This window comes from Herbaspirillum rubrisubalbicans (genome assembly GCF_003719195.1).
GTDB lineage: Bacteria > Pseudomonadota > Gammaproteobacteria > Burkholderiales > Burkholderiaceae_D > Herbaspirillum > Herbaspirillum rubrisubalbicans.
The window spans coordinates 5,587,148-5,611,593 of the sequence record NZ_CP024996.1 but is presented as its reverse complement, the minus strand read 5'-3'; the positions used below and the strand labels follow the sequence as shown (position 1 = coordinate 5,611,593).

The window sequence follows — 24,446 nt, the reverse complement described above, 5'->3', positions numbered from 1 at the left end:
CTAAATCGGTGACTTCTCAAAAATTCCCTCTTTTCGCTCCCGATTCCATCGAATTTCCCGTGCCTGTGGATAAAGTTCTGAATAACTTTTTCATCGATTGGGGAAAAGTCAATAAGTTATCCAAAGGCTGATTTTTATCCCCGATTCGTGATCGCGTCATACAGAGCTTGCCCAAGGGCTTGTCCTTTCTCCAAACGCTTGATTTTCTGGGGGTTAACCAAGTTATCCACACAGCAATAGGGACGTTAACCACTACTACTAATTTTATAAACAGCTTAGATTTAAAGCTGAAGCGCGCGAGCTTTCGCTCGGCGCGCAGCTTGGTTCACCAACCCCGACGGCCTTGCCGCTCGAGAAAATGCACGGTCACGGTGAAAGAGAAAGAAAAACGAACGAGGGCTGCGCTGGAAACCCGGTTTGATGGGCGAATCGACTTCAGAGGGATTCAGAGCTACGCCACGGGAGTGGAAGCAACGGACCGTAGGGTGCTGAGGTCTGTGAAAAAGAAATGCCGCCAGGCGTCGCTGGGGATGCCTGGCAGACTTTTTTTATCCACAGCAACCGGCAGAAGAGGGGTTTGTCTCGCCCAACCCGGAAAAGCCCGGTGGATAAAACATCATGGCTTCAAGTTGATCGCGTCCGGCACTTCCAGTACCAGGTCGCTGCGCGCCTCGGCCACGCAGGGCAGCAGCCTTTTCTTCGCGGGTCAAGCCGGGCCATTCGATCTGGTGGGCGATCTCGCCTGTGGACAATTTACACATGCAGGTCCGGCAGGTGCCGTTGCGGCAGGAATTGGGCATACGGATGCCGGCCAGCAAGCCGGACTGCAACAGAGAACGCCCTGGGACTTGTTCAAATTGCAAACTCGAGGGTTGGAGGTCGACGATGTAGGTTTTTCCAGTGCTCATCTCGCTGTTTCCTGGGTTTGAAAGGCGCTTGTGGATAAGTCTTTGCATATCCGCTGGGTGCTTTGGGTATATCTGGCCGATTTATCCAAGGCCCAAAATTTGTCCAGAATCTATGCCTCGGCAATGCAGAAGCTTACCAAGCGTTTATCAGAAAGCTAAATACTTGATTTTTTACGTGTAAACCAAGTTATCCACAGTTTTTGGCGACGTTAACAATCACTACTACTTATATATATCCACATCTAAATTAAAGAACCGAAAGAGCGTGCGCGGTGGACATCTTTTCAAAAAGTTAGCTTTCAAACACTAAAAACCTTCAAAAAGCCCTTGGCAACGGCATATACGCATCCCAAGGTCCTTTAGGTTCGGCAGGAAGACGGTGAAATCGGATGCTTATTTCTCTAAAGAAACCCAAGAAGATGTCTTTTATGCAATAACTTTGCCCGATTCAGGGTTGCCAGACTTGTTGCAGCAACTGGAAAACCGCCTTGATGACATCCTCATGTTGTCTTTTTTCTAATGAAATAAAGCTCAACTCGGTCGACAGTTCCACCGCATCGGCAATCACCAGACCATGGGCGTGCGCCTGATTCAAGGCAATCGATTCCCGCGCCAGCGACAAGCCGACCCCTGATTTGACCAGGTCCAGCATCGAGGACTCCTGGTCAACCAAGGCTACCGTCTGTGGTTTTACCTGATGTTGCGCGAAGATCCTGCTCAATAGGCGATGATGAGCTGATTCGGCCGGGGTCCAGATCCAGGGCAGGCGGGCCAGCGCCTTCCATCCTTTGCCCGAGACGCGGTTCTTCCAACCCGCCGGGGCGATGACGTTGTAGGTGAAGGAAGTCAGCGTCAGGGCATGGAAACCCTGGCCAGGGTCGCCCAGGAAGAAGCCGACATCCAGCTTGCCGGCGCGCACTTCGTTGAGCACCGAACCGGACATGTGGTGGGAAAGCTGGGTCGATAGTTGCGGATGGCGCTCGACCAGCAACTTCAGGAATGCCCCGAGCCGGATGAATTCTGGATCCAGGATGGTGCCGATGGCCAGCGAACCGGACAGGGCGTTCTCGCTGGAGCGTAAACCGGTGGCGTGACGGCGCAATTCCTGCACATCGGCCAGGATGCGCTCGGCCAGCGGCAGCAGTGTGTTGCCTTCGGCGGTGAGGACCATGCCGGCTGCACTGCGATTGAACAAGGCCAAGCCCAGACTTTCCTGCAGAGCCTTGATCTGCAGACTCACGGCGGGCTGGGTCAGGTGCAGCTTTTCAGCAGCCCGGGTCAGGTTGCCTTCGTGGGCGACCGAGATAAATGCACGTAATTGCGTCAGATCCATCGTCATCTCCCGTGATCATTGCCTCTTTCCCCTTTTGTTGCCTGTGGATAAGCCGGTGGATATCCAGATGAATAGGCTGTGCAGATCGTGTGGGTAGCGTGTGAACAATAAAGTCGGATTATAAGCATTCTTTATATTGCTCTTGATAATTCCTCATTGGATGTGTCGCCCGTAGCGGACTATTCTTGCTCATCCATGCCGTTGGCTCATTGTCAGGGTCGAGCGGTTTGTCGGCAGGAGGGTGCCGGAGACAGCACCTCCCGCCTTCCTCCACCACACCAAAGGAAACCTTATGAGCCTCCCGCACATCGACCACTACATCCAGGGCCAGCGCTCCCGTTCCGAGAGCGGTCGCAGCCAGGATGTCTTCAACCCGGCCACGGGGGAGGTCACTGCCAAGGTGGCGCTGGCCTCGGTGGCGGAAGTCCATGCGGCAGTGGCTGCCGCCAGCGCTGCCGCGCCGGCCTGGGCCGAGACCGCGCCTTTGAAGCGCGCGCGGGTGCTGTTCAAGTTCAAGGAATTGATCGAGCAACACCACGATGCCCTGGCCAAGGCCATCACGCTGGAACATGGCAAGGTGTTCTCGGATGCGAAAGGGGAGGTCACGCGCGGCCTGGAGATCGTCGAATTCGCCACCGGCATTCCGCAACTGCTCAAGACCCAGTTCACCGACAACATCGGCGGCGGCATCGACAACTGGAACCTGCGCCAGCCGCTGGGCGTGACCGCTGGCATCACGCCCTTCAACTTCCCGGTGATGGTGCCCTTGTGGATGGCGCCCATCGCCATTGCCACCGGCAACAGCTTCGTGTTGAAGCCCTCCGAACGCGATCCTTCGCCTTCGCTGATGCTGGCTGAACTGTTCAAGCGTGCCGGCCTGCCCGATGGCGTCTTCAACGTGGTGCAGGGCGACAAGGTGGCCGTGGATGCGCTGCTGGAGCATCCCGAGGTGCAGGCCGTGTCCTTCGTCGGTTCCACCCCGATTGCCGAATACATCTACCGCAAGGCCACCGAGCGCGCCGGTACCTTCCCGCTGCGCGCCCAGGCCCTGGGCGGCGCCAAGAACCATCTGGTGGTGATGCCGGACGCCAACCTGGACCAGGCCGTCGATGCCTTGATCGGTGCGGCCTACGGTTCGGCCGGCGAGCGCTGCATGGCCATCTCGGTGGCTGTGGCGGTGGGTAGCGTGGCCGACAGGCTGGTGGAAGCGCTGATCCCGCGCGTGAAGGCACTGAAGGTCAAGAACGGCATGGAAGATGACGCCGAGATGGGCCCGCTGGTCACCGCCGCCCACAAGGCCAAGGTGGAGGGTTACATCCAGAGTGGCGTGGAGGCCGGCGCTCAGCTGCTGGTTGATGGCCGCGGCCTGAAGGTGCCGGGCCATGAGGAAGGATTCTTCATCGGCGGTACGCTCTTCGACCACGTCACGCCCGACATGAAGATCTACCAGGAAGAAATCTTCGGTCCAGTGCTGTGCGTGGTGCGCGTGCCGGACTTCGCCTCGGCGGTGCAACTGATCAATGCGCATGAATACGGCAATGGCGTCTCGCTCTTTACCGCCGATGGCAATACCGCCCATGAATTCTCGCGCCGCATCCAGGTCGGCATGGTGGGCATCAACGTGCCCATCCCGGTGCCGATGGCCTGGCATTCCTTCGGTGGCTGGAAGCGTTCGCTCTTCGGCGATACCCATGCCTATGGCGAAGAGGGCATCCGTTTCTATACGCGCTACAAGTCCATCATGCAGCGCTGGTCGGCCAGCATCGGCAAGGGGGCCGAGTTCACCATGCCGGTGGCCAAGTAATCAGGTGGCCGTGCGCAGCGCGTCAAGCGCTGCGCACGGTGTTGGACCACAAGAACAAACCAGCGGAGACACCATGCAATCGGCAGGGCAATACGACTACATCATCATCGGCGCCGGCACGGCTGGCTGCGTCATGGCCAACCGGCTCTCCCGCAAGACCGGCAAGAGCGTGCTGCTGATCGAAGCGGGCGGGCGCGACGACTACCTCTGGATCCACATTCCGGTGGGCTATCTCTACTGCATCAACAATCCCCGGACCGACTGGATGTTCCGTACCGAGGCTGATGCCGGACTGAACGGGCGCAGCCTGATCTATCCGCGCGGCAAGGTGCTGGGTGGCTGTTCCTCGATCAATGGCATGATCTACATGCGCGGCCAGGCGCGTGATTACGATCACTGGGCCGAGGTCTGCGGCGACGATAGCTGGCGCTGGCAGAACGTCTTGCCTTGGTTCCGCAAGAGCGAGGACTACCACCTGGGCAGCAGCGAGTTCCACGGTGCCGGCGGCGAATGGCGGGTCGAGAAACAGCGCCTGCGCTGGGATATTCTGGATGCCTTCCGTGACGCTGCCGCCGAGAATGGCATTGCCAAGGTCGAGGACTTCAACCAGGGCGATAACGAGGGGTGCAGCTACTTCGACGTCAACCAGAAGCGCGGCGTGCGCTGGAACGCTTCCAAGGCCTTCCTGCGGCCTGCCATGAAGGATGGCAACCTCACCATCATGACTGGTTCGCACGTGAGCCGCTTGCGCATGGAGCAGGGCGAGGGCGGGCCGGTGTGTACTGGTGTCGAATTCACCGGCGGTGGCTCGCAGTGGTTTGCCCAGGCCAAGGAAACCATCCTGTGTGCCGGTGCCATCGGTTCGCCGCATATTCTGCAGATGTCGGGTATCGCCGATCCGGCGCTGTTGCAGCAGCACCAGATCCCGGTCGTCCACGCGCTGCCGGGGGTGGGCGAGAACCTGCAGGACCACTTGCAGATGCGCATGGTATTCAAGGTCGATGGTGCCCGCACGCTCAATGCCATGGCCTCCACCCTATTGGGCAAGATGAAGATCGGGTTGGAATATCTGTTCATGCAAAGCGGCCCGATGTCGATGGCGCCCTCGCAACTGGGGGCGTTCGCCAAGTCCGATGCGCAGCAGGCCAGCGCCAATCTGCAGTACCACGTACAACCGCTGTCGCTGGAAAAATTCGGCGATCCGCTGCACGCCTTCCCGGCCTTTACCGCCAGCGTGTGCAATCTGCGTCCGACCTCGCGCGGGCACGTGCGCCTGGCCGCGGCCGATCCTGCGCTCGCGCCCAGGATCACCACCAACTATCTCTCCACCGAAGCCGACCTGACGGTGGCTGCCGATGCGCTGCGGCTGACCCGCCGCATCGTCGCTTCACCCGCCCTGGCACGCTATCGTCCCGAGGAATACAAGCCCGGCCTGCAGTATCAAAGTCAAGCCCAATTGCAGCGCGCCGCCGGCGACGTGGGCACCACCATCTTCCATCCGGTGGGCACTTGCCGCATGGGGCGCAGCGACGATGTGATGGCCGTGGTGGATGCTCAATGCCGGGTGCGCGGAGTGGCGGGATTGAGCGTGGCCGATGCCTCGGTAATGCCCTCCATCACCTCCGGCAACACCAATTCGCCGACTGTCATGATTGCCGAGAAAGTCGCTTCCAGCCTGCTGTCGCGGGCATGACAGCGTGATTTCTCAAGCGCTGGACCATACGGTACTTATACGTATTGTATGAATGGTACGAACCGGCTACTATGCGCCAAATATTAAAACTAGCTTCTCGATTCGCCAGTATGAAACGGTGGTGCCTGCTTCCAAAAGAAGCAGGTTAGCCGGAGCAGGCAGGCCTTGACGACCGGATCCACCGGCGCGGGCATCAAAGGGAAAAAGAGACCATGACAGACGTCATTCTGGAGACACGAAACCTGACGAAGGAATTCAAGGGTTTCACGGCAGTAAGCGCGGTCAACCTGCAAATTGAGCGCGGTCACATTCATGCCTTGATCGGCCCCAATGGCGCCGGCAAGACCACTTGCTTCAATCTCTTGACCAAGTTTCTGGTACCGACTTCGGGCCAGATCCTGTTCAACGGTCGCGACATCACCATGGATGCGCCCGCGCAGATCGCGCGCCAGGGCATCATCCGTTCCTTCCAGATTTCCGCTGTCTTCCCGCACATGAGCGTGCTGGAAAATGTGCGCATCGGCCTGCAACGCAAGCTCGGCACTTCCTTCCATTTCTGGAAGAACGGCGAGAGCTTGAAGCAGCTCGATGAGCGCGCCATGCAGCTGCTGGAAGAAGTGGACCTGACCAGTTTTGCCCGCACCACCACGGTGGATCTGCCCTATGGCCGCAAGCGCGCGCTGGAGATCGCTACCACCTTGGCCATGGAGCCCGAACTGATGCTGCTCGATGAACCCACGCAAGGCATGGGCCACGAAGACGTGGACCGGGTCACGGCGCTGATCAAGAAGGTCTCGGCGGGCCGCACCATCCTCATGGTGGAGCACAACATGAGCGTGATCTCCGGTATCTGCGACCGCATCAGCGTGCTGCAACGCGGTGCGCTGCTGGCCGAAGGCAGCTATGAAGAAGTCTCGCGCAATCCGCAGGTGATGGAAGCCTACATGGGCAGCACCTCGGGCGAACTGCAAGGGGCCCACTGATGAGCACCGCCACCATGAATGCTGCTGCCATGACCACGTCCACTTCCTCCGCACCGCTGGTATTGCAGATCAGCGATCTGCAATCCTGGTACGGCGAATCGCACATCCTGCACAACGTCAATCTCAACGTCCACCAGGGCGAGGTGGTCACGCTGCTGGGCCGCAACGGCGCAGGCCGAACTACCACACTGCGTTCCATCATGGGACTGGTCGGCACCCGCAAAGGCTCGATCAAGATCAACGGCCAGGAAACCATCCACCTGGCCACCCACAAGATCGCCCACTACGGCGTCGGTTATTGCCCGGAAGAGCGGGGCATCTTCTCTTCGCTCTCGGCGGAAGAAAACCTGATGCTGCCGCCCTTCGTCTCCAAGACCGATCGCGGCATGTCCATCGATGAGATCTACGAGATGTTCCCCAACCTGAAGGAGCGTCGCAACAGCCAGGGTACGCGCCTGTCCGGTGGCGAACAGCAGATGCTGGCGGTGGCCCGCATCCTGCGCACCGGCGCGCGGCTGCTGCTGCTGGACGAGATTTCCGAAGGTCTGGCCCCGGTCATCGTGCAGGCCTTGGCGCGCATGATCACGACCTTGAAGGCCAAGGGCTACACCATCGTCATGGTCGAGCAGAACTTCCGCTTCGCCGCGCCGCTGGCCGATCGTTTCTATGTGATGGAACATGGGCAGATCGTCGAATCCTTCGCATCGTCGCAGCTGGAAGCGAAGATGCAGACCTTGAACGAACTGCTGGGCGTCTGAGCCGCTATCCCGATTTTTCCGGTATCACCAGCTTCACCGCTAGAAGAAGTACTGCCAACAAGTACGTCCGCGGGGTGAGTGATCCTCTCCCCGTTCCACCAGTTGTCTCGCATCGAAACCATTGAGCGGGCTTCCAAAATAGAGGAGATGAAAATGAAACTCAAGGCAATGGCACTGGCCGTCACCGCCGCCGCTGCGGCATTCGCGACGGCACCGGCTTCGGCCCAGATCTCGGGTGATGTAATCAAGATCGGCTTCATCACCGATATCTCTGGCGTGTATTCCGACATCGACGGCCAGGGTGGCGCCGAAGCCATCAAGATGGCCATTGCCGACATGGGCGGCGCCATCAACGGCAAGAAGATCGAACTGGTCGTGGCCGACCACCAGAACAAGGCCGATGTGGCCGCCAGCAAGGCCCGTGAATGGTTCGACCAGCAGGGCGTGGATGTGCTCATCGGCGGCACCAATTCCGGCACTGCCCTGGCCAGCGCCAAGGTCGCCGCCGAAAAGAAGAAGGTCTATATTGCAGTCGGCGCCGGCACGGCCCGCCTGACCAATGAAGAGTGCTCGCCTTACACCATGCACTACGCCTACGATACCGTGGCCCTGGCCAAGGGTACCGGTTCGGCGGTGGTCAAGCAGGGCGGCAAGAGCTGGTTCTTCCTGACCGCCGACTATGCCTTCGGCCACTCGCTGGAAGCCGATACCGCCAACGTGGTGAAGGCTTCGGGGGGCACCGTGGTGGGTTCGGTCAAGCACCCACTGGGCGCTTCCGACTTCTCTTCCTTCCTGCTGCAGGCACAAAGCTCCAAGGCCCAGATCATCGGCCTGGCCAATGCCGGTGGTGACTTCATCAATTCGGTGAAGGCGGCCAATGAATTCGGCATTACCAAGACCGCCAAGTTGGCCGGCTTGCTGGTGTTCATCAATGACGTGCACTCGCTGACCCTGAAGAACACCGAAGGCCTGTACCTGACCGATAGCTGGTATTGGGATACCAACGACGACACCCGTGCCTTCGCCAAGCGCTACTTCGCCGTGCGCAAGAAAATGCCGTCTTCCTTGCAAGCGGCCGACTACTCGGCTGCGCTGCAGTACCTGAAGATCGTCAAGGAAATCGGCACCGATGATTCCGACAAGGTGATGGCGGCCCTGCGCAAGGCCAAGTTCAATGACATGTACCAGAAGAACGGTTACCTGCGCGCCGATGGCCGTGTGGTGCACGACATGTACCTGTACCAGGTCAAGGCCCAGTCGGAATCCAAGTATCCGTGGGACTACTACAAGCTGGTGCAGACCATTCCTGGCGAGCAGGCCTGGACCACCAAGGCCGAATCCAAGTGCGCGGCCTGGAAGTAAGCACGACGTCGCAACGTAGCAGTAAGGCCATCGCATAGCCCCGCAAAATCTGTCATTTCTGCTCACCCGGGGATGACAGATTTTTGCTGTGGGCGATGGCGTTCTTTACCCCCTGGATGAACGGGTTTTTATGGAACTATTCGGCATACCCCTGCAAGCCTTGTTGAGCCAGCTGCTGCTGGGCCTGGTCAACGGCTCCTTCTACGCCATGCTCTCGCTGGGCCTGGCGGTGATCTTTGGCTTGCTCAACGTGATCAACTTCGCGCACGGCACGCTGTACATGCTGGGCGCGTTCCTGGCCTGGATGGGCTTGACCTATCTGGGACTGAACTACTGGGTCATGCTCATCGTGGCGCCGATCCTGGTGGGGCTGTTCGGCATCCTGATCGAAAAGACCATGCTGCGCTGGCTCTACAAGCTGGATCACCTGTATGGCCTCTTGCTGACCTTCGGTATCACACTGATGATCGAGGGCATCTTCCGCTCCATCTATGGCGTCTCCGGCCAGCCGTATTCGGTACCTGACCTGCTGCAGGGGGCGACCAACCTCGGCTTCATGGTGCTGCCCAACTATCGCGCCTGGGTCGTCGTGGCCTCGTTGGTGGTGTGCTTCGCAACCTGGTTCGTCATCGAGAAGACGCGTCTTGGCGCGTATCTGCGCGCCGGTACCGAGAACCCCAAGATGGTGGAGGCCTTCGGCATCAATGTGCCGCTGATGGTGACCCTGACCTATGGCTTCGGCGTCGCCCTGGCCGCCTTTGCCGGCGTGCTGGCCGCGCCCGTGATCCAGGTCTCGCCGCTGATGGGGTCCAACTTGATCATCACCGTCTTCGCGGTGGTGGTCATCGGCGGCATGGGCTCCATCCTCGGCTCCATCATCACCGGTCTGCTGCTGGGCTTGGTGGAAGGACTGACCCGGGTGTTCTACCCGGAACTGTCGGCCACCGTGGTCTTCATCATCATGGCCATCGTCCTGATGGTCCGTCCGGCCGGCCTGTTCGGCAAAGAGAAATAATCGGAGACCGGCATGAACAAGAAACTCGGAATTGCTGTTTTACTAATATTGCTGTTGGCGGCACCGTTCGGCATCTACCCGGTGTTCCTGATGAAGATGCTGTGCTTTGCGCTGTTTGCCTGCGCCTTCAACCTGCTGATCGGCTATACCGGCCTGCTGTCCTTCGGCCATGCCGCCTTCCTGGGCTGGGCCGGCTACATGTGCGGTCAGGCGCTGAAGGTGTGGGGTTTGCCCACCGAATTGGGCCTGGTGATCGGCACCCTGACCGGCGCCCTGATCGGCCTGGTGATGGGGCTGCTGGCAATCCGTCGCCAGGGTATCTACTTCACCATGATCACGCTGGCGCTGGCGCAGATGCTGTTCTTCGTGGCCTTGCAGGTGCCGTTCACCGGTGGCGAGGATGGCTTGCAGGGGGTGCCGCGCGGCAAGTTGCTGGGCGTGCTCAATCTGGAAAACGACATGACCCTGTACTACGTGGTGCTGGCCATTGCCGTAGCAGGTTTCGCCTTGATCGTGCGCACCATCCATTCGCCGTTCGGACAGGTCTTGAAGGCCATCAAGGAGAACGAACCGCGCGCCATCTCGCTGGGTTATGACGTGGCGCGCTACAAGCTGCTGGCTTTCGTGCTCTCGGCAGCGCTGTCAGGTCTGGCTGGCGCCACCAAGACCCTGGTGCTGGGCTTCGAGACCCTGACCGACGTGCACTGGAGCATGTCCGGCCTGGTGGTGTTGATGACTCTGGTGGGCGGCCTGGGCACCATCGTCGGTCCCATCGTCGGCGCGGTCATCATCATCATGCTGGAGAACAAGCTGGGCGACATCGGTACCTGGCTGGCCAGCACCACCAACATCGACTGGTTCAATACCCTGGGCGATTCGGTGACCGTGGTCACGGGCTTCATCTTCATCGTCTGTGTGCTGGCCTTCCGCAAGGGTATCGTCGGGGAGATCCTGGCGCTGACCCGGAAAGGGCAGGCCAAGAGTTCGCACTAGGCTCTTTGCCGATCCGCAAACCGCCGGCAAGTCACCGAAAGGTGATTTCCCGGCGGTAATTTTTTGTCCACAGACTTTGGTGGGCAGAACAGGGCCGGGATGTTTCGCAACAGACGCTAAGGGGTGGCTGCTGTTGCTGATGCTGTACAAAGCAGGGCGGTAGAATGTGGGCCGGCCTTTATCCCACCTTGACTGCGTCTTATCTTATGCACACCCCGGCTTCAGCAGTATCGCCTCGCGTTCCCGATTTGTTCTTATCCACAGGGGAGGGCGATCATGCTTGATGACCTGGTCCTGTGTGGCGCAGCCTTCGTGGCTGGCTTGATCGATGCCGTGGTCGGCGGCGGTGGCCTGGTCCTGGTGCCGACGCTGTTCTCGGTCTTTCCTAACACGGCGCCGGCGACCCTGCTTGGGACCAACAAGGTCGCCGGGGTGATGGGCACCAGCGCGGCGGCCATCAATTTTGCCCGCAAGGTAGCGGTGCGCTGGAGTACGGTCACCCCGGCAGCGATGGCGGCGTTTGCCTGTTCCTTCTTCGGCGCCTATGTGGTCACCCATATTCCCACTGATCTGATCCGCAAGGCCTTGCCCTTCGTCCTGATCGCGGTGGCGCTCTATACCCTGAAGAAGAAGGACTTCGGCACGACCCATGCGCCGACGCTGACCGGTAGCCGCGAGATGATCTATGCTGCCCTGATCGGTGCGGTCATCGGTTTCTACGATGGCGTATTCGGCCCAGGGACCGGCAGCTTCCTGGTCTTCCTGTTCGTGCGCGTATTCAGCTATGACTTCCTGTCGGCCTCGGCGGTCTCCAAGTTCGTCAACATTTCCACCAACCTGGCCGCCTTGTGCTGGTTCGGCTATAGCGGCCACGTGATCTGGCAACTGGGTTTGCTGATGGCCGTCTTCAATATTGGCGGCTCGTTGGTGGGCACTCGATTGGCCATGAAGCATGGCAGCGTGTTCGTGCGCAAGTTGTTCCTGGTCGTGGTGGGAGCATTGATCTTGAAGTCGAGTTATGACGCCTTCCTCAAATAAGAAAACTTCACCAGCGATGTTTCACGTGAAACACCCAAAGCCCTGGTAAAAGGCGGAGCCGAGAGGCTCCGTTTTTTTCTTCATTTGATGCCTTCCAGCGGCAAAGCCAGCCCTCTGTTTCACGTGAAACAGTCCCCGTGAATGTTTCATTGATCAGCCGAAGCTATCGCAATGGCTCGCCGATAGTGTCCGGCAGGGCAGGGAAGTGCGGTAAACCAACAGCCCAAGACCGGGCTCCCGACCCCCTCGGATAAAAGGTCTTATAATCTCGCCTCTGTTCTCACCTCTGCGCGAGGCCCGCATCATGCTATTCCCCACACAATTTGACGTCATTGTCGTTGGCGGCGGTCACGCCGGCACCGAAGCTGCACTGGCCGCAGCACGCATGGGCCAGAAAACCCTGCTCCTGACGCACAACATCGAGACCTTGGGCCAGATGTCCTGCAATCCCTCCATCGGCGGGATCGGCAAGGGCCACCTGGTCAAGGAAGTCGATGCCATGGGTGGGGCGATGGCGATTGCCACCGATGAAGCCGGTATCCAGTTCCGCATCCTCAATTCCTCCAAGGGGCCGGCCGTGCGCGCCACCCGCGCCCAGGCCGACCGCATCCTGTACAAGGCGGCGATCCGTTCGCGCCTGGAAAACCAGCCCAACCTGTGGCTGTTCCAGCAGGCGGTGGATGACCTGATGCTGGAAGGCGATCGCGTCGTCGGCGCCATCACCCAGGCCGGTATCCGTTTCGCCGGCAGGGCCGTGGTGCTGACCGCGGGGACTTTCCTGGATGGGAAGATCCACGTCGGCCTGAACAATTATTCCGGTGGCCGTGCCGGTGATCCGCCGGCCGTTTCGCTGTCGGCGCGCCTGAAGGAATTGAAGCTGCCGCAAGGGCGCCTGAAGACCGGTACCCCGCCGCGCATCGATGGCCGCACCATCAACCTGGCCATCCTGGAAGAGCAGCCGGGCGACCTGGACCCGGTGCCGGTGTTCTCCGTCATGGGCAATGCCGCCATGCACCCGCGTCAGATGCCGTGCTGGATCACCCATACCAATAGCCGCACCCACGACATCATCCGTGGTGGCCTGGATCGCAGCCCCATGTACACCGGCGTGATCGAAGGCGTGGGCCCGCGTTACTGCCCCTCCATCGAAGACAAGATCCACCGCTTCGCCAGCAAGGATTCGCACCAGATCTACCTGGAACCCGAGGGCTTGACCACCCACGAGTTCTACCCCAATGGCATCTCCACCAGCCTGCCCTTCGACGTGCAGCTGGAACTGGTACGCTCGATGAAGGGCATGGAAAACGCCCATATCCTGCGTCCCGGCTATGCCATCGAATATGACTATTACGACCCGCGCGGCCTGAAATCCTCGCTGGAAACCCGCCAGGTGCAAGGCCTGTTCTTCGCCGGCCAGATCAATGGCACCACCGGATATGAAGAAGCCGCCGCCCAGGGCATGTTGGCCGGCATCAATGCCGCCTTGCAGACCCAGGGCCGTGAAGCCTGGACCCCGCGCCGCGATGAGGCTTACCTGGGCGTGCTGGTCGATGATCTGGTCACGCAAGGCGTGCAGGAGCCGTACCGCATGTTCACCAGCCGCGCCGAATATCGCCTTTCGCTGCGCGAAGACAATGCCGACCTGCGCCTGACCGAAATCGGTCGCGAACTCGGCTGCGTCGGTGATGCGCAATGGGAAGCTTTCGACCGCAAGCGTGAAGCTGTTTCACGTGAAATGGAACGCCTCAAGTTCACCTGGGTCAATCCCCGCATCCTGGCCGCCCCCGAAGCCGAGCGCGTGCTAGGCAAGGCCATCGAGCGTGAATACAATCTGCTGGACCTGCTGCGCCGTCCCAACGTCAGCTACGATAGCCTGATGGGCCTAACCGGCACCGAAGGTCAGAGCCTGGCCGGCCCCGGCATCGAAGATGGCCCGGTGCGCGAGCAGGTCGAGATCCAGGTCAAGTACGCCGGCTACATCGCCCGCCAGGCCAACGAGATCAGCCGCCAGGATCACAATGAAAACCTGAAGCTGCCGGCCGACCTCGATTACATGGAGGTCAAGGCGCTGTCCATCGAAGTGCGCCAGAAACTGAACAAGCATCGCCCGGAAACCCTGGGCCAGGCTTCCCGCATTTCCGGTGTCACCCCGGCGGCGCTGTCGCTGCTGCTGGTACACCTGAAGAAGGGCGGCCTGAAACAGCCGGTTAGTGCCGGTAACCAGGCTGCATGAAGAAAAATTCCGGGCATCGCCCTCGAACCAGATCAATACCAAGGCATCACGGATGAGCAACACTGCAGACCTGAACGATTTGACCCGCACCCTGAAAGAAGGCGCCACGGCTATGGGCCTGACGCTGTCCGCAGCCCAGCTCGACCAGCTGATGGCCTATCAGGCACTGCTGGCCAAGTGGAACAAGGTCTACAACCTGACCGCCTTGCGTGACCCGGCGCAGATGGTGACGCACCATCTGCTCGATTCGCTCGCGGCGGTGTCGGCCTTTGCCGGCGCCCAGCGTGTGCTGGATGTGGGGGCCGGTGGTGGTCTGCCCGGCATCGTCCTGGCCATCTGGGCCGCCCAGGCGCAGCCGCAGATGAAGATTACCCTGGTCGATACGGTGCAGAAGAAGACCGCCTTCCTCAACCAGGTCAAGGCGCAATTGCAGTTGGGCAATGTGACGGTACTCCATGCCCGTGTCGAGCAGTTGCCTGTCGAGCAACAATATGATGTCATCACTTCGCGCGCCTTTGCGGAACTGAAGGACTTCATCACATGGTCGAACCACCTCCTGCAACCAGGCGGCAAGTACATCGCCCTCAAGGGGGTGCTGCCGCAAGAGGAAATCGACCGGTTGCCGGCAGGCTGGCAGGTGCAGCATGTGCAGCCTTTGCAGGTACCGGGCCTGGATGCCGAACGGCATCTCATCTTCATGGAAAGAGCGACCTGATGAACAAATGCAAACCGGCCCTGGTGGCCGCCATGGTCTTGCTGGCCGCCTATGCCAGCCTGCCTGCAGGCCACGCCCAGGAGGTCAAGACCGTGCCCTCGGTGGACTTGAAGCGCTACGCCGGCAAGTGGTACGAGATCGCCAAGCTGCCCAACAGCTTCCAAAAGAAATGCATTTCCGGCACCAGCGCCGAATACATCGCGCGCGATGATGGCATGATCGATGTCACCAACCGCTGCAAGACCGCCGAGGGCATCGATGAAGCCAAGGGGGTGGCACGGGTGGTCCCGGGTAGCAACAACAGCAAGCTGGAAGTGCGTTTCGCACCGGCCTGGCTGTCCTGGATTCCGATGGTGTGGGGCGACTACTGGATCATGGACCTGGATGCGCAATACACCCTGGCCACCGTAGGCAGCCCCTCGCGCGAATACCTGTGGATTCTCTCGCGCACGCCCACCATCAGTGATGAGCAATACGAAACTGCCCTCAACAACGCCACCAAGCAAGGCTTCGATACCTCGCGGGTGGTCAAGAGCCAGCCCTGAAGGGGCGCTCTGATATCAGACCTCTGAGGACCGCTGCGGACCTCAGTGCAGCATAGCCGCGCGGGACCATCACCCAGGCCCACACAATCAAGGAGACCCACCATGCAGGAGATCTTTCATGCCCTCGGCATCACAGACATCTGGAAACTGATTGCTGGGACGATGTTGTTCCTGCTGCTGCCCGGCCCCGGCACCTTCTGCGTGCTGACCTGCTCGGCCAAGGGCGGCTTGCGTGGTGGCTTCATGGCACAGGCCGGCCTGATGCTGGGTGACGTGGTGCTGATGTTCCTGGCGGCCGCCGGCGTGGCCGCCTTGCTGCACGCCAATCCGCTGCTGTTCCACGGGATGCAGTATATGGGCGCGGCCTATCTGGCCTACCTCGGAGGCCGTCTCTTGTTTGCAAGAGGCGAGGGCGGTGGTACAGTCGTACCCTTTTCCAATGCCGCAGAATTCCGCCGCGGTTTTTTGGTCACCTTGTTCAACCCGAAAGCCATCGTGTTTTACATGGCGTTCTTCCCGCTGTTCCTGGATCGTGATACGCAACAGGGCGCGCTGACCTTCGTGACGATGGGCGCCGTCATCAGTTGCTGCACCTTCCTGTATGGCAGCTTCCTGATTTTCGTGGGCAATGCCGCCGCCCGGCGCATGGCCCGCAATCGCACCATCGCCAAGTTGGCTTCGCGCGCGGCAGGGATTTTCCTGATCGGCTTCGGCATCAAGTTGACCACGCAATAACGCTCACATAACAACGATATGGCAAAAATATTTTGTGTCGCCAACCAGAAAGGTGGCGTAGGCAAGACCACTACCGCAGTCAATCTCGCGGCTGGGCTGGCACAACTGAACCAGCGCGTGCTGCTGGCCGACCTCGACCCGCAGGGCAATGCCACCATGGGTTCGGGCGTGAACAAGGCGACCCTGGAAGGCTCGATCTATGAAGTGCTGCTGGGCATGTCCGACATTCGCAGCGTGCGCAAGCATTCTGAGGCCGGCGGCTTCGATGTGCTGCCGGCCAACCGCGAACTGGCCGGCGCCGAAGTGGAAATGGTGGAACTGGAACAGCGCGAAGCGCGCTTGAAGAATGCCTTCGCCCAGGTCGCCGACGACTACGATTTCATCCTCATCGACTGCCCGCCGGCGCTGTCCATGCTGACCTTGAACGGCCTGTGCTCGGCGCATGGCGTCATCATTCCGATGCAGTGCGAGTACTACGCGCTGGAAGGGCTGTCGGACCTGGTCAACACCATCAAGAAGGTGCACGCCAAGCTGAACCCGGAACTGAAGGTCATTGGCCTGTTGCGTGTGATGTTCGACCCGCGCATGACGCTGTCGCAACAGGTCTCGGACCAGTTGGAACAGCACTTCGGCGACAAGGTCTTCAAGACCGTCATCCCGCGCAATGTGCGACTGGCCGAAGCGCCCTCGTATGGTCTGCCGGGCGTGACCTTCGATCCGCTCTCCAAGGGCGCGCAGGCCTATATCGCGTTCGGCGCGGAAATGGTCGAGCGCATCAAGACGCTGTAATTCGCGCCGTAATTCGCGCTGTAACCGGCGTAGTCATCACGCATCGTTTTCATCAGGCAATCGCATGGCAACTCTACCGAAAAAATCCAAGGGCTTGGGACGCGGACTGGACGCGCTCCTGGGCGGTTCTTCCGACATCACCGAAGAAGTCCAGGCACAAGCCGCCCAGGGCTTGCCCACCGTGATGGCGGTCACCGAGCTGCAGGCCGGCAAGTACCAGCCGCGCACCCGCATGGATGAAGGCGCGCTCAATGAGCTGGCGGCCTCGATCAAGGAACAGGGTTTGCTGCAGCCTATCCTGATTCGCGCCATCGGCCAGAAGAACGGTCGCGACATCTACGAGATCATCGCCGGCGAACGGCGCTTCCGTGCCGCCAAGATCGCCGGCCTGACCGAGGTGCCGGTGCTGGTCAAGAACGTGGACGACCAGACCACGGCCGCCATGGCCCTGATCGAAAACATGCAGCGCGAGGATTTGAATCCGCTGGAAGAAGCCCAGGGCATCCATCGTCTCATCACCGATTTCGCCTTCACCCACGAGCAGGCGGCACTGGCCGTGGGGCGTTCGCGCAGTGCGGTCTCCAACCTGCTGCGCCTGTTGAACCTGGCCAAGCCGGTGCAGACCATGCTCATGGCCGGCGACATCGACATGGGCCACGCCCGTGCCTTGCTGGCGGTGGATTCGGCGACCCAGATCCAGCTGGCCAACCAGATCGTGGCCAAGCGCATGTCGGTGCGCGATGCCGAAAAGCTGGTCACCCGCGCCGCTGCCGAACAGGCCGCCAAGCCGCGTGAAGCCAAGGACAAGTCGCGCGACATCGCCCGCCTGGAAGAAGAACTCTCGGACCTGCTGGCGACCCAGGTCAGCATCAAGACCGGGGCGCGCAACAAGGGGCAGTTGATCATCAACTTCAACGATCTCGATGCGCTCGATGGCGTCATCGCCCGTCTGCGCGGGGAGTCGGTGCAGAGCTGATCGCGCCTCTTTCGCATCTCTTGCATCTGACACACGTGCCAAAGCAAAAGGGCTGCCCCCTACGGAGCAGCCCTTTTGCTTTGATATAAATAATTTACGGCAGGGTGAGGGGACGATCTCAGAAGGTCCGCTGTACATCCGAGCGCGGCGGCAACTGGTAGCTCCAGGTCTCGGTGAGCGGCTTGCCATTGGCGGTCAGCGCGGCACGCAATTCCACCGCCTGCGCCACGTTACGAATCTTCACCCGCAGGGTCAGACGCCAGCCATTGATGGCCGGATTGGGCTGCAATTGGGCATCGATCAGTTCGCCATTGTTGGAAACGTTCACCTGCGGCTGAACCGCCGTCCCTGCGGGCAGATTGCCCAGCGGCCCACCGGTGAAGTCCACCAGCAGCGCCGTGGTGCCATCGAAGGCGCGGATCAGGTTGGCCTGCGTGAGTTCGCCATCGGTATGGAAGGTCTGCTTGACCCAGCCCACCTCGTTGTTGAGGATGGCCGGCTCATCCATGGTCCAGTGGATGCGATAGTCGTAAGCCACCGGCGTACCCCGCGCCGGCAATTGCGCCGGCAGCCAGTAGGCCACGATGTTGTCGTTGGTTTCGTCGGCGGTGGGGATTTCCACCAGTTGCACCGCCCCTTTGCCCCAGTCGCCGCGCGGCTCGATCCAGGCCGAAGGACGCAGGTCATAGCGATCCTTCAGGTCTTCGTAGTCGGAGAAGTCACGCCCCCGTTGCAACAGGCCAAAGCCGCGCGGGTTGGTGACTTCGAAGGAACTGACCTCGACGTTCTGCGGATCGTTGAGCGGACGCCACAGCCATTCGCCGCTGCCGGTATGGATCGCCAGTCCGTTCGAATCATGGATGGCCGGACGGAAGTTGCGTCGCGAGGATTGCTGGTTGGGGCCGAACAGGAACATGCTGGTCAGCGGCGCAATGCCCAGTCGCGCCACCTCGCCGCGCAGGAACACACGGGCCTGTACGTCGAGCAGGGCATCCTTGCCTGGCGTGAGCGTAAACTTGTAGGCGCCGGTGGCGCGCGGCGAATCCAGCAGCGCATAGAACGTTAGTTGCTTCTCGCCCGGTGCCGGGCGCTGGATCCAGAATTCGGTGAAGTGCGGGAATTCCTCGCCACTCATCATGGCCGTGTCGATCGCCAGCCCGCGTGCCGACAGGCCATACACCTGGCCCTTGCCGATGACGCGGAAATAGCTCGCGCCCAGCACGCTCATGATTTCATCTTCCTTGTCATCGCGATTGATGGGATAGACCACGCGGAAGCCCGCATACCCCAGGTGCGCCGTGCTTTCGCGGGCCAGCTTGAGGTCGCCGAAGTCGAAGCGATCGGTGCTGTAGCCCACGTCCTGCACGCGGCCATCGACGATCTCGTGGATCACCACCGGCGCATTGAACTGCATCCCCTGGTGATAGAAGGCCAGCTTGAAGGGCGTGGGCTGGTTGCGCCATTCGAACTTATCGCTCTTGGGCTGGATCTTCATGTAATCGGCGAACTGCATTGCCGCAAAGGTCGGCGAGAGATTGCTCACCGGTTTCTGGTAGGGCTTGGCCGCCAGCGTCTGGGCGCGCGCCACGGCCTGGTTGAGGTCGAAGCCTTGGTTGCTCTGCGCCTGCACCGAGGCCGCCAGCAGCGTGGCCGACAGCATCAGGCCTTGCAGCACAGGCCATTTCAATCCATGTCTGATCAATGTATTTCTCCACAAAGAAACAGCACACCCAGGGCACACCCGGTGCACTGCCATCGGCCTGTCCGTCCGGCAGGCATCAAAACAGAATAATATAGCGAACCGTCACGCCGGCTAAGCATCATAGAAGACAAGTCAATCATGCTACTGCCAGCATCACCCCCATGCGATGGGCCGCCGCTCACTTCCTTGTAGAGGCCGGCGCGCCGCCAAAGTTTAGAAAAAGAGAGGAAACACGTGCCCCACCAGCTTACCGCGCGGCAAGCCGCCCCTGTGCGCCGCCCCCGCACCCTGGCCCTGACCTTGTGCGCCTTGGCCTGTAGTGCCGCCTTGCTGGCCGCAGCCCCGGCCGCGCAGGCGCAAGCCAATCCGGCCTTGCTGGGCAACAAGAGCGCCTTCATCGACGACCTGCTGCGCCAGATGACGCTGGAAGAAAAGATCGGTCAGTTGCGGCTCATCAGTATCGGCCCCGAGATGCCGGCCAAGAAGCTGGCCGAGGAACTGGCTGCCGGGCGTGTGGGCGGCACCTTCAATTCCATCACCCGTGCCGAGAATCGCCCGCTGCAGGACGGCGCCATGCGTTCGCGCCTGAAGATCCCGATGTTCTTCGCCTATGACGTCATCCACGGCCATCGCACCACCTTCCCCATCGGTCTGGGCCTGGCCTCGAGCTGGGACATGGACCTGGTGGCCAAGGCCATGCGCATCGCCGCCGAGGAAGCCGCTGCCGACAGCATCGACATGACCTTCGCGCCGATGGTCGATATCAGCCGCGATCCGCGCTGGGGCCGCACCTCGGAAGGCTTTGGTGAAGATCCTTACCTGGTCTCGCGCATTGCCGAGGTCTCGGTGCGCGCGCTGCAGGGCGATACCAAGCCTATCGCTGCCAATCGCCTCATGGCCAGTGTGAAGCATTTCGCCCTGTATGGCGCAGTCGAAGGCGGGCGCGACTACAACGTCGTCAACATGGACCCGCAGCGCATGTACAACGATTACCTGCCGCCTTACCGCGCCGCCATCGATGCCGGCGCGGGCGCGGTGATGGTGGCGCTCAATTCCATCAACGGCACGCCGGCCACCTCCAACACCTGGCTGCTGCAGGATCTGCTGCGGCGTGACTGGGGCTTCAAGGGCCTGACCGTCTCTGACCATGGCGCCATCACCGAACTGGTCAACCATGGCGTAGCGCAGAACGATGCCCAGGCGGCACGTCTGGCGATGCAGGCCGGCACCGACATGAGCATGGCCGACCAGGTCTACATCAAGCAATTGCCGGAGCTGGTGCGCTCGGGCAAGGTCCCGCAGCAGGAGTTGGACAATGCCGTGCGCGATATCCTGGGCGCCAAGTACGACCTGGGCCTGTTCAAGGATCCCTATGTGCGCATCGGCCGCGCTGCCGACGATCCGGCCGATGTCTATGCCGACAGTCGCTTGCATCGCCGTGAAGCACGCGAGGTGGCGCAGCAATCCATGGTGCTGCTGGAAAACCGTAATGCCACGCTGCCGCTGAAGAAAACTGCGCGCATCGCCCTGGTAGGTCCGCTGGCCGATTCGCATATCGACATGCTGGGTAGCTGGTCTGCTGCGGGTCGCGACAAACAGACCATCACCCTGCGCCAGGGCCTGCAAGCGGCTGTGGGCGGGCAGGGCAGGCTGGTCTATGCACGCGGGGCCAACATCACCGATGACAAGCACATCGTCGATTACCTGAACTTCCTGAATTGGGACAACCCGGAAGTGGTGCAGGACAAGCGCAGCCCGCAGGCCATGATCGATGAGGCCGTGCGCGCTGCGCGCGATGCCGACGTCATCGTGGCCGCCGTGGGTGAATCGCGCGGCATGTCGCATGAATCCTCCAGCCGCACCTCGCTGTCGCTGCCACAGAGCCAGCTCGACCTGCTCAAGGCGTTGAAGGCCACCGGCAAGCCATTGGTGCTGGTGCTGATGAATGGCCGACCGCTGGACCTGAACTGGGCGCACGAGAATGCCTCGGCCATCCTGGAGACCTGGTACACCGGCACCGAGGGCGGCAATGCGATTGCCGATGTTCTCTACGGCGAGGTCAATCCCTCCGGCAAGCTGCCCATCACCTTCCCGCGCTCGGTGGGCCAGATTCCCAGCTACTACAACCATCCGCGCGTGGGCCGTCCCTATACCGAAGGCAAGCCCGGCAACTACACCTCGCAGTACTTCGATGAACCCAATGGCCCGCTGTATCCGTTCGGATACGGCTTGAGCTATACCGAGTTCAAGCTCTCGGAGGTGCACCTGTCGCAGGCCAGCATGACGGCCGACGGCAAGCTGCAGGCCAGCGTGACGGTGAAGAACGTGGGTCGCCGCGCGGGAGCCACCGTGGTGCAGTTGTACATCCGCGATGTGGCTGCTTCGGTGGTGCGCCCGGTCAAGGAACTGAAGGACTTCCGCAAGCTGATGTTGCAGCCGGGTGAAGAGCAAGAGGTGCAGTTCAGCATCGACCGCAAGGCGCTCTCCTTCTACAACGCCAAGCTGGAGTATGTGGCCGAGCCGGGGGAATTCCAGGTGCAGATCGGGCTGGATTCCAAGGATGTGAAAACCGCTTCGTTCAACCTGCAGTAAAACCAGGCCGGAAAGAAAAATGGGCGCACCGTTGAGTGCGCCCATTTTTTTTGGATTAATCCGTAAATGATATAAATCATTTACGCATGACTGACATCACACCGTCGCCACTTCATCCTCTTCCTCTTCACCCAGGAACCCACCACTCTGGTGCGACCACAAGCGCGCATACAGTCCATTGGCCGCCAGCAGCTCGGCGTGCGTGCCTTGTTCCACGATGCGGCCCTGGTCCAGCACGATCAATCGATCCATCGCCGCAATGGTCGACAGGCGGTGCGCAATGGCCACCACCGTCTTGCCTTCCATGAGCTTGTAGAGGCTGGTCTGGATGGCCGCTTCCACTTCCGAATCCAGCGCACTGGTGGCTTCGTCCAGCAGCAGGATGGGCGCATCCTTCAACATCACGCGGGCAATGGCGATGCGCTGGCGCTGGCCGCCGGAGAGCTTCACGCCGCGCTCGCCCACATGCGCGTCGTAACCGGTGCGGCCCTTGGCGTCGGCCAGGGTGCCGATGAAGTCATGGGCCTCGGCGCGTTGGGCGGCGTGGATCATCTCGGCATCGCTGGCCTCGGGACGGCCATAGATCACGTTCTCGCGCACCGAACGGTGCAGCAGGGAGGTGTCCTGGGTGACCATGCCGATCTGCGCGCGCAGGCTGTCTTGCGTCACGTGCGCGATATCCTGGCCATCGATGGTGATGCGGCCACCCTCGATATCGTAGAAGCGCAGCAGCAGGTTGACGATGGTCGACTTGCCGGCGCCGGAGCGGCCCACCAGGCCGATCTTTTCACCGGGGCGGATCACCAGGTCCAGCTGGTCCACCACCGGGCGCGGCGCGGCGCCGCCATAGCTGAAGCTCACCCCCTCGAAACGCAGCTCGCCCTGGCGCACCTGCAGCGGCTTGGCATCCGGCGCATCCTTCACATCATGGGCACGCGCCAGGGTATTGATGCCATCCTGCACCGTGCCCACGTGTTCGAACAGCGACGACATTTCCCACATCACCCAGTGCGCAATGCCGTTCAAGCGCAGTGCCATGGCCGTGCTGGCCGCCACCGCACCGACCCCCACCTTGCCCTGCGTCCACAGATACAGCGAGCCTCCAGTGGCACCGATGATGAGCACCATGTTGAGCATGTGGTTGACCACCTCGAAGCCCGACACCAGGCGCATCTGGCGATTGACCGTGGTGAGAAATTCGCGCATGGCGCTGCGGGCGTAATCGGCTTCGCGACCGGCGTGCGAGAACAGCTTGACGGTGGCGATGTTGGTGTAGGCATCGGTGATGCGTCCGGTCATCAGCGACCGTGCATCGGCCTGATTGCGCGCCACCGCCGACAGGCGCGGCACGAAGTAACGCATGGCCACCGCAAAGGCGGCCAGCCAGATGAAGAAGGGCGCCAGCATCCACATGTCGAAGCTGCCGACCACGCCGACCAAGGTGGCGAAATAGATGGTGATGAATACCAGGATATCGCCCACGATCATGCAGAAGTCGCGTACCGCCAGCGCACTTTGCATGACCTTGGTGGCGACCCGTCCGGCGAATTCGTTCTGGTAGAAGCTCATGCTCTGGCTCAACATGAGGCGGTGGAAATTCCAGCGCAGCAACATGGGGAAGTTGCCGGCCAGGGTTTGGTGCTTGTACAGGGTCTGCAAGGCGATGAGCAGCGGACTGGCCGCCAGGATCACCACCAGCCACACCAGCGTATGGCCTTCCTGTGCCCACAATTGAGATGGCTGCACCTTGGCCAGCCAGTCGACGATGCGGCCCAGTGCGGCAAACAGCAGCGCTTCGAATACGCCGATGATGGCCGTCATCAGGGTCATGGCGGCGATGTAGGGACGCACACCCTTGGTACAGAACCAGATGAAGCGCATGAAGCCACGCGGCGGCGGCAGCGGGTGCGTCTCGGGGTAGGGATGGACCAGTTTTTCAAACCAGCTGAACATGCAAGGAACTCCAAAAAATCGAATGGCAGACGACAGCGGTGCGGCAGGCGCAAGGGCGGCCAGAAAGCAAAGAAGCCAGCGGCGCGGTCGGACGTTTTACTGTGGTGTGCCGGAAGAAAACGGCGCGGGGCGGCACACCTTTCATGTGCGGCTGGCGGATCGCTGCGGCAACCGGGCCGCTATCCTGATCCTGACCTTGATGGCAGGCCGCGAAAAGATGGAAGCCGAATCATCTCACATGCGACCGCCTTGCGTGTATCGGGCCAGGGAAAAACACTTGTCGGAAAATCGGAATGGTGTGACGCAGCAGTGACGGGAT

At 60.8% G+C, this 24,446-nt stretch carries 19 protein-coding genes and 1 pseudogene; 16 read left to right on the top strand and 4 right to left on the bottom strand.

Annotation, left to right across the window (positions count from 1 at the left end; all coding sequences use genetic code 11):
- Nucleotides 1–616 precede the first annotated feature (616 nt).
- Nucleotides 617–908: pseudogene (locus RC54_RS24920) on the bottom strand (2Fe-2S iron-sulfur cluster-binding protein).
- Nucleotides 909–1,356: 448 nt separating this feature from the next.
- Nucleotides 1,357–2,241: a LysR family transcriptional regulator gene (locus tag RC54_RS24915; RefSeq protein ID WP_017452733.1), complete on the bottom strand. Its 885-nt coding sequence runs from the start codon at nucleotides 2,239–2,241 to the stop codon at nucleotides 1,357–1,359.
- Between the two features lie 292 nt (nucleotides 2,242–2,533).
- Here RC54_RS24915 and RC54_RS24910 point away from each other — a divergent pair, with 292 nt between their 5' ends.
- From RC54_RS24910 to RC54_RS24845, 14 genes are all read left to right on the top strand, one after another.
- Entirely contained in the window at nucleotides 2,534–4,045 is a 1,512-nt protein-coding gene (locus tag RC54_RS24910; RefSeq protein ID WP_061790011.1) for a CoA-acylating methylmalonate-semialdehyde dehydrogenase, read from the top strand.
- A gap of 73 nt (nucleotides 4,046–4,118) precedes the next feature.
- The gene (locus RC54_RS24905) at nucleotides 4,119–5,738 is read left to right on the top strand and encodes a GMC family oxidoreductase (protein ID WP_058897434.1); all 1,620 of its coding nucleotides are present in this window, start codon (nucleotides 4,119–4,121) and stop codon (nucleotides 5,736–5,738) included.
- A 212-nt stretch (nucleotides 5,739–5,950) separates the two neighbouring features.
- Nucleotides 5,951–6,721 carry an ABC transporter ATP-binding protein gene (locus RC54_RS24900; RefSeq protein WP_058897433.1) on the top strand — a complete coding sequence of 257 codons (771 nt, stop codon included), beginning with the start codon at nucleotides 5,951–5,953 and terminating at the stop codon, nucleotides 6,719–6,721.
- Nucleotides 6,721–7,479: an ABC transporter ATP-binding protein gene (locus RC54_RS24895; protein WP_373281451.1), complete on the top strand. Its 759-nt coding sequence runs from the start codon at nucleotides 6,721–6,723 to the stop codon at nucleotides 7,477–7,479. Before RC54_RS24900 ends, RC54_RS24895 begins: the two co-directional genes overlap by 1 nt.
- 153 nt (nucleotides 7,480–7,632) lie before the next feature.
- Nucleotides 7,633–8,841: an ABC transporter substrate-binding protein gene (locus RC54_RS24890; RefSeq protein WP_058897432.1), complete on the top strand. Its 1,209-nt coding sequence runs from the start codon at nucleotides 7,633–7,635 to the stop codon at nucleotides 8,839–8,841.
- A 130-nt stretch (nucleotides 8,842–8,971) separates the two neighbouring features.
- Nucleotides 8,972–9,856: a branched-chain amino acid ABC transporter permease gene (locus RC54_RS24885; RefSeq protein WP_058897431.1), complete on the top strand. Its 885-nt coding sequence runs from the start codon at nucleotides 8,972–8,974 to the stop codon at nucleotides 9,854–9,856.
- A gap of 12 nt (nucleotides 9,857–9,868) precedes the next feature.
- Nucleotides 9,869–10,849: a branched-chain amino acid ABC transporter permease gene (locus RC54_RS24880; RefSeq protein WP_058897430.1), complete on the top strand. Its 981-nt coding sequence runs from the start codon at nucleotides 9,869–9,871 to the stop codon at nucleotides 10,847–10,849.
- Between the two features lie 276 nt (nucleotides 10,850–11,125).
- Complete coding sequence (locus tag RC54_RS24875) at nucleotides 11,126–11,887, top strand: sulfite exporter TauE/SafE family protein (protein WP_058897429.1); 762 nt, start codon at nucleotides 11,126–11,128, stop codon at nucleotides 11,885–11,887.
- A gap of 304 nt (nucleotides 11,888–12,191) precedes the next feature.
- The gene (gene mnmG / locus RC54_RS24870; protein WP_061790012.1) at nucleotides 12,192–14,120 is read left to right on the top strand and encodes a tRNA uridine-5-carboxymethylaminomethyl(34) synthesis enzyme MnmG; all 1,929 of its coding nucleotides are present in this window, start codon (nucleotides 12,192–12,194) and stop codon (nucleotides 14,118–14,120) included.
- Between the two features lie 52 nt (nucleotides 14,121–14,172).
- On the top strand, nucleotides 14,173–14,835 hold the full coding sequence (gene rsmG, locus RC54_RS24865) for a 16S rRNA (guanine(527)-N(7))-methyltransferase RsmG (protein ID WP_061790013.1): 663 nt from the start codon (nucleotides 14,173–14,175) through the stop codon (nucleotides 14,833–14,835).
- The gene (locus tag RC54_RS24860) at nucleotides 14,835–15,380 is read left to right on the top strand and encodes a lipocalin family protein (RefSeq protein WP_058897426.1); all 546 of its coding nucleotides are present in this window, start codon (nucleotides 14,835–14,837) and stop codon (nucleotides 15,378–15,380) included. The genes rsmG and RC54_RS24860 overlap by 1 nt, the downstream gene beginning before the upstream one ends.
- Before the next feature lie 102 nt (nucleotides 15,381–15,482).
- Nucleotides 15,483–16,115, top strand: coding sequence for a leucine efflux protein LeuE (gene leuE, locus RC54_RS24855; protein ID WP_058897425.1), 633 nt, complete (start codon nucleotides 15,483–15,485; stop codon nucleotides 16,113–16,115).
- An 18-nt stretch (nucleotides 16,116–16,133) separates the two neighbouring features.
- A complete protein-coding gene (locus RC54_RS24850) occupies nucleotides 16,134–16,904 on the top strand; it encodes a ParA family protein (protein ID WP_061790014.1) in 771 nt (256 codons plus the stop codon).
- A gap of 64 nt (nucleotides 16,905–16,968) precedes the next feature.
- On the top strand, nucleotides 16,969–17,880 hold the full coding sequence (locus tag RC54_RS24845; RefSeq protein ID WP_017452747.1) for a ParB/RepB/Spo0J family partition protein: 912 nt from the start codon (nucleotides 16,969–16,971) through the stop codon (nucleotides 17,878–17,880).
- A 118-nt stretch (nucleotides 17,881–17,998) separates the two neighbouring features.
- On the opposite strand, the gene RC54_RS24840 is transcribed toward RC54_RS24845, so the two are convergent.
- Nucleotides 17,999–19,540: a glucan biosynthesis protein G gene (locus RC54_RS24840; protein WP_174526119.1), complete on the bottom strand. Its 1,542-nt coding sequence runs from the start codon at nucleotides 19,538–19,540 to the stop codon at nucleotides 17,999–18,001.
- Nucleotides 19,541–19,816: 276 nt separating this feature from the next.
- On the opposite strand from RC54_RS24840, the gene bglX reads away from it, so the two are divergent.
- Nucleotides 19,817–22,174 carry a beta-glucosidase BglX gene (bglX, locus tag RC54_RS24835; RefSeq protein ID WP_082803159.1) on the top strand — a complete coding sequence of 786 codons (2,358 nt, stop codon included), beginning with the start codon at nucleotides 19,817–19,819 and terminating at the stop codon, nucleotides 22,172–22,174.
- Nucleotides 22,175–22,270: 96 nt separating this feature from the next.
- Here the strand turns inward: bglX and RC54_RS24830 are convergent, their stop codons facing one another.
- Nucleotides 22,271–24,127: an ABC transporter ATP-binding protein gene (locus tag RC54_RS24830; protein WP_061790015.1), complete on the bottom strand. Its 1,857-nt coding sequence runs from the start codon at nucleotides 24,125–24,127 to the stop codon at nucleotides 22,271–22,273.
- A gap of 22 nt (nucleotides 24,128–24,149) precedes the next feature.
- Here RC54_RS24830 and RC54_RS25565 point away from each other — a divergent pair, with 22 nt between their 5' ends.
- A complete protein-coding gene (locus RC54_RS25565) occupies nucleotides 24,150–24,440 on the top strand; it encodes a hypothetical protein (RefSeq protein WP_156425899.1) in 291 nt (96 codons plus the stop codon).
- Nucleotides 24,441–24,446: the final 6 nt, after the last annotated feature.

What these genes read in the sequence shown, in the direction of transcription:
- RC54_RS24915 (WP_017452733.1), bottom strand. Translation starts at nt 2,241, where the DNA reads ATGGATCTGACGCAATTACGTGCATTTATCTCGGTCGCCCACGAAGGC.
- RC54_RS24910 (WP_061790011.1), top strand. Translation starts at nt 2,534, where the DNA reads ATGAGCCTCCCGCACATCGACCACTACATCCAGGGCCAGCGCTCCCGT.
- RC54_RS24905 (WP_058897434.1), top strand. Translation starts at nt 4,119, where the DNA reads ATGCAATCGGCAGGGCAATACGACTACATCATCATCGGCGCCGGCACG.
- RC54_RS24900 (WP_058897433.1), top strand. Translation starts at nt 5,951, where the DNA reads ATGACAGACGTCATTCTGGAGACACGAAACCTGACGAAGGAATTCAAG.
- RC54_RS24895 (WP_373281451.1), top strand. Translation starts at nt 6,721, where the DNA reads ATGAGCACCGCCACCATGAATGCTGCTGCCATGACCACGTCCACTTCC.
- RC54_RS24890 (WP_058897432.1), top strand. Translation starts at nt 7,633, where the DNA reads ATGAAACTCAAGGCAATGGCACTGGCCGTCACCGCCGCCGCTGCGGCA.
- RC54_RS24885 (WP_058897431.1), top strand. Translation starts at nt 8,972, where the DNA reads ATGGAACTATTCGGCATACCCCTGCAAGCCTTGTTGAGCCAGCTGCTG.
- RC54_RS24880 (WP_058897430.1), top strand. Translation starts at nt 9,869, where the DNA reads ATGAACAAGAAACTCGGAATTGCTGTTTTACTAATATTGCTGTTGGCG.
- RC54_RS24875 (WP_058897429.1), top strand. Translation starts at nt 11,126, where the DNA reads ATGCTTGATGACCTGGTCCTGTGTGGCGCAGCCTTCGTGGCTGGCTTG.
- mnmG (WP_061790012.1), top strand. Translation starts at nt 12,192, where the DNA reads ATGCTATTCCCCACACAATTTGACGTCATTGTCGTTGGCGGCGGTCAC.
- rsmG (WP_061790013.1), top strand. Translation starts at nt 14,173, where the DNA reads ATGAGCAACACTGCAGACCTGAACGATTTGACCCGCACCCTGAAAGAA.
- RC54_RS24860 (WP_058897426.1), top strand. Translation starts at nt 14,835, where the DNA reads ATGAACAAATGCAAACCGGCCCTGGTGGCCGCCATGGTCTTGCTGGCC.
- leuE (WP_058897425.1), top strand. Translation starts at nt 15,483, where the DNA reads ATGCAGGAGATCTTTCATGCCCTCGGCATCACAGACATCTGGAAACTG.
- RC54_RS24850 (WP_061790014.1), top strand. Translation starts at nt 16,134, where the DNA reads ATGGCAAAAATATTTTGTGTCGCCAACCAGAAAGGTGGCGTAGGCAAG.
- RC54_RS24845 (WP_017452747.1), top strand. Translation starts at nt 16,969, where the DNA reads ATGGCAACTCTACCGAAAAAATCCAAGGGCTTGGGACGCGGACTGGAC.
- RC54_RS24840 (WP_174526119.1), bottom strand. Translation starts at nt 19,540, where the DNA reads ATGCTGTCGGCCACGCTGCTGGCGGCCTCGGTGCAGGCGCAGAGCAAC.
- RC54_RS24830 (WP_061790015.1), bottom strand. Translation starts at nt 24,127, where the DNA reads ATGTTCAGCTGGTTTGAAAAACTGGTCCATCCCTACCCCGAGACGCAC.
- RC54_RS25565 (WP_156425899.1), top strand. Translation starts at nt 24,150, where the DNA reads ATGGCAGACGACAGCGGTGCGGCAGGCGCAAGGGCGGCCAGAAAGCAA.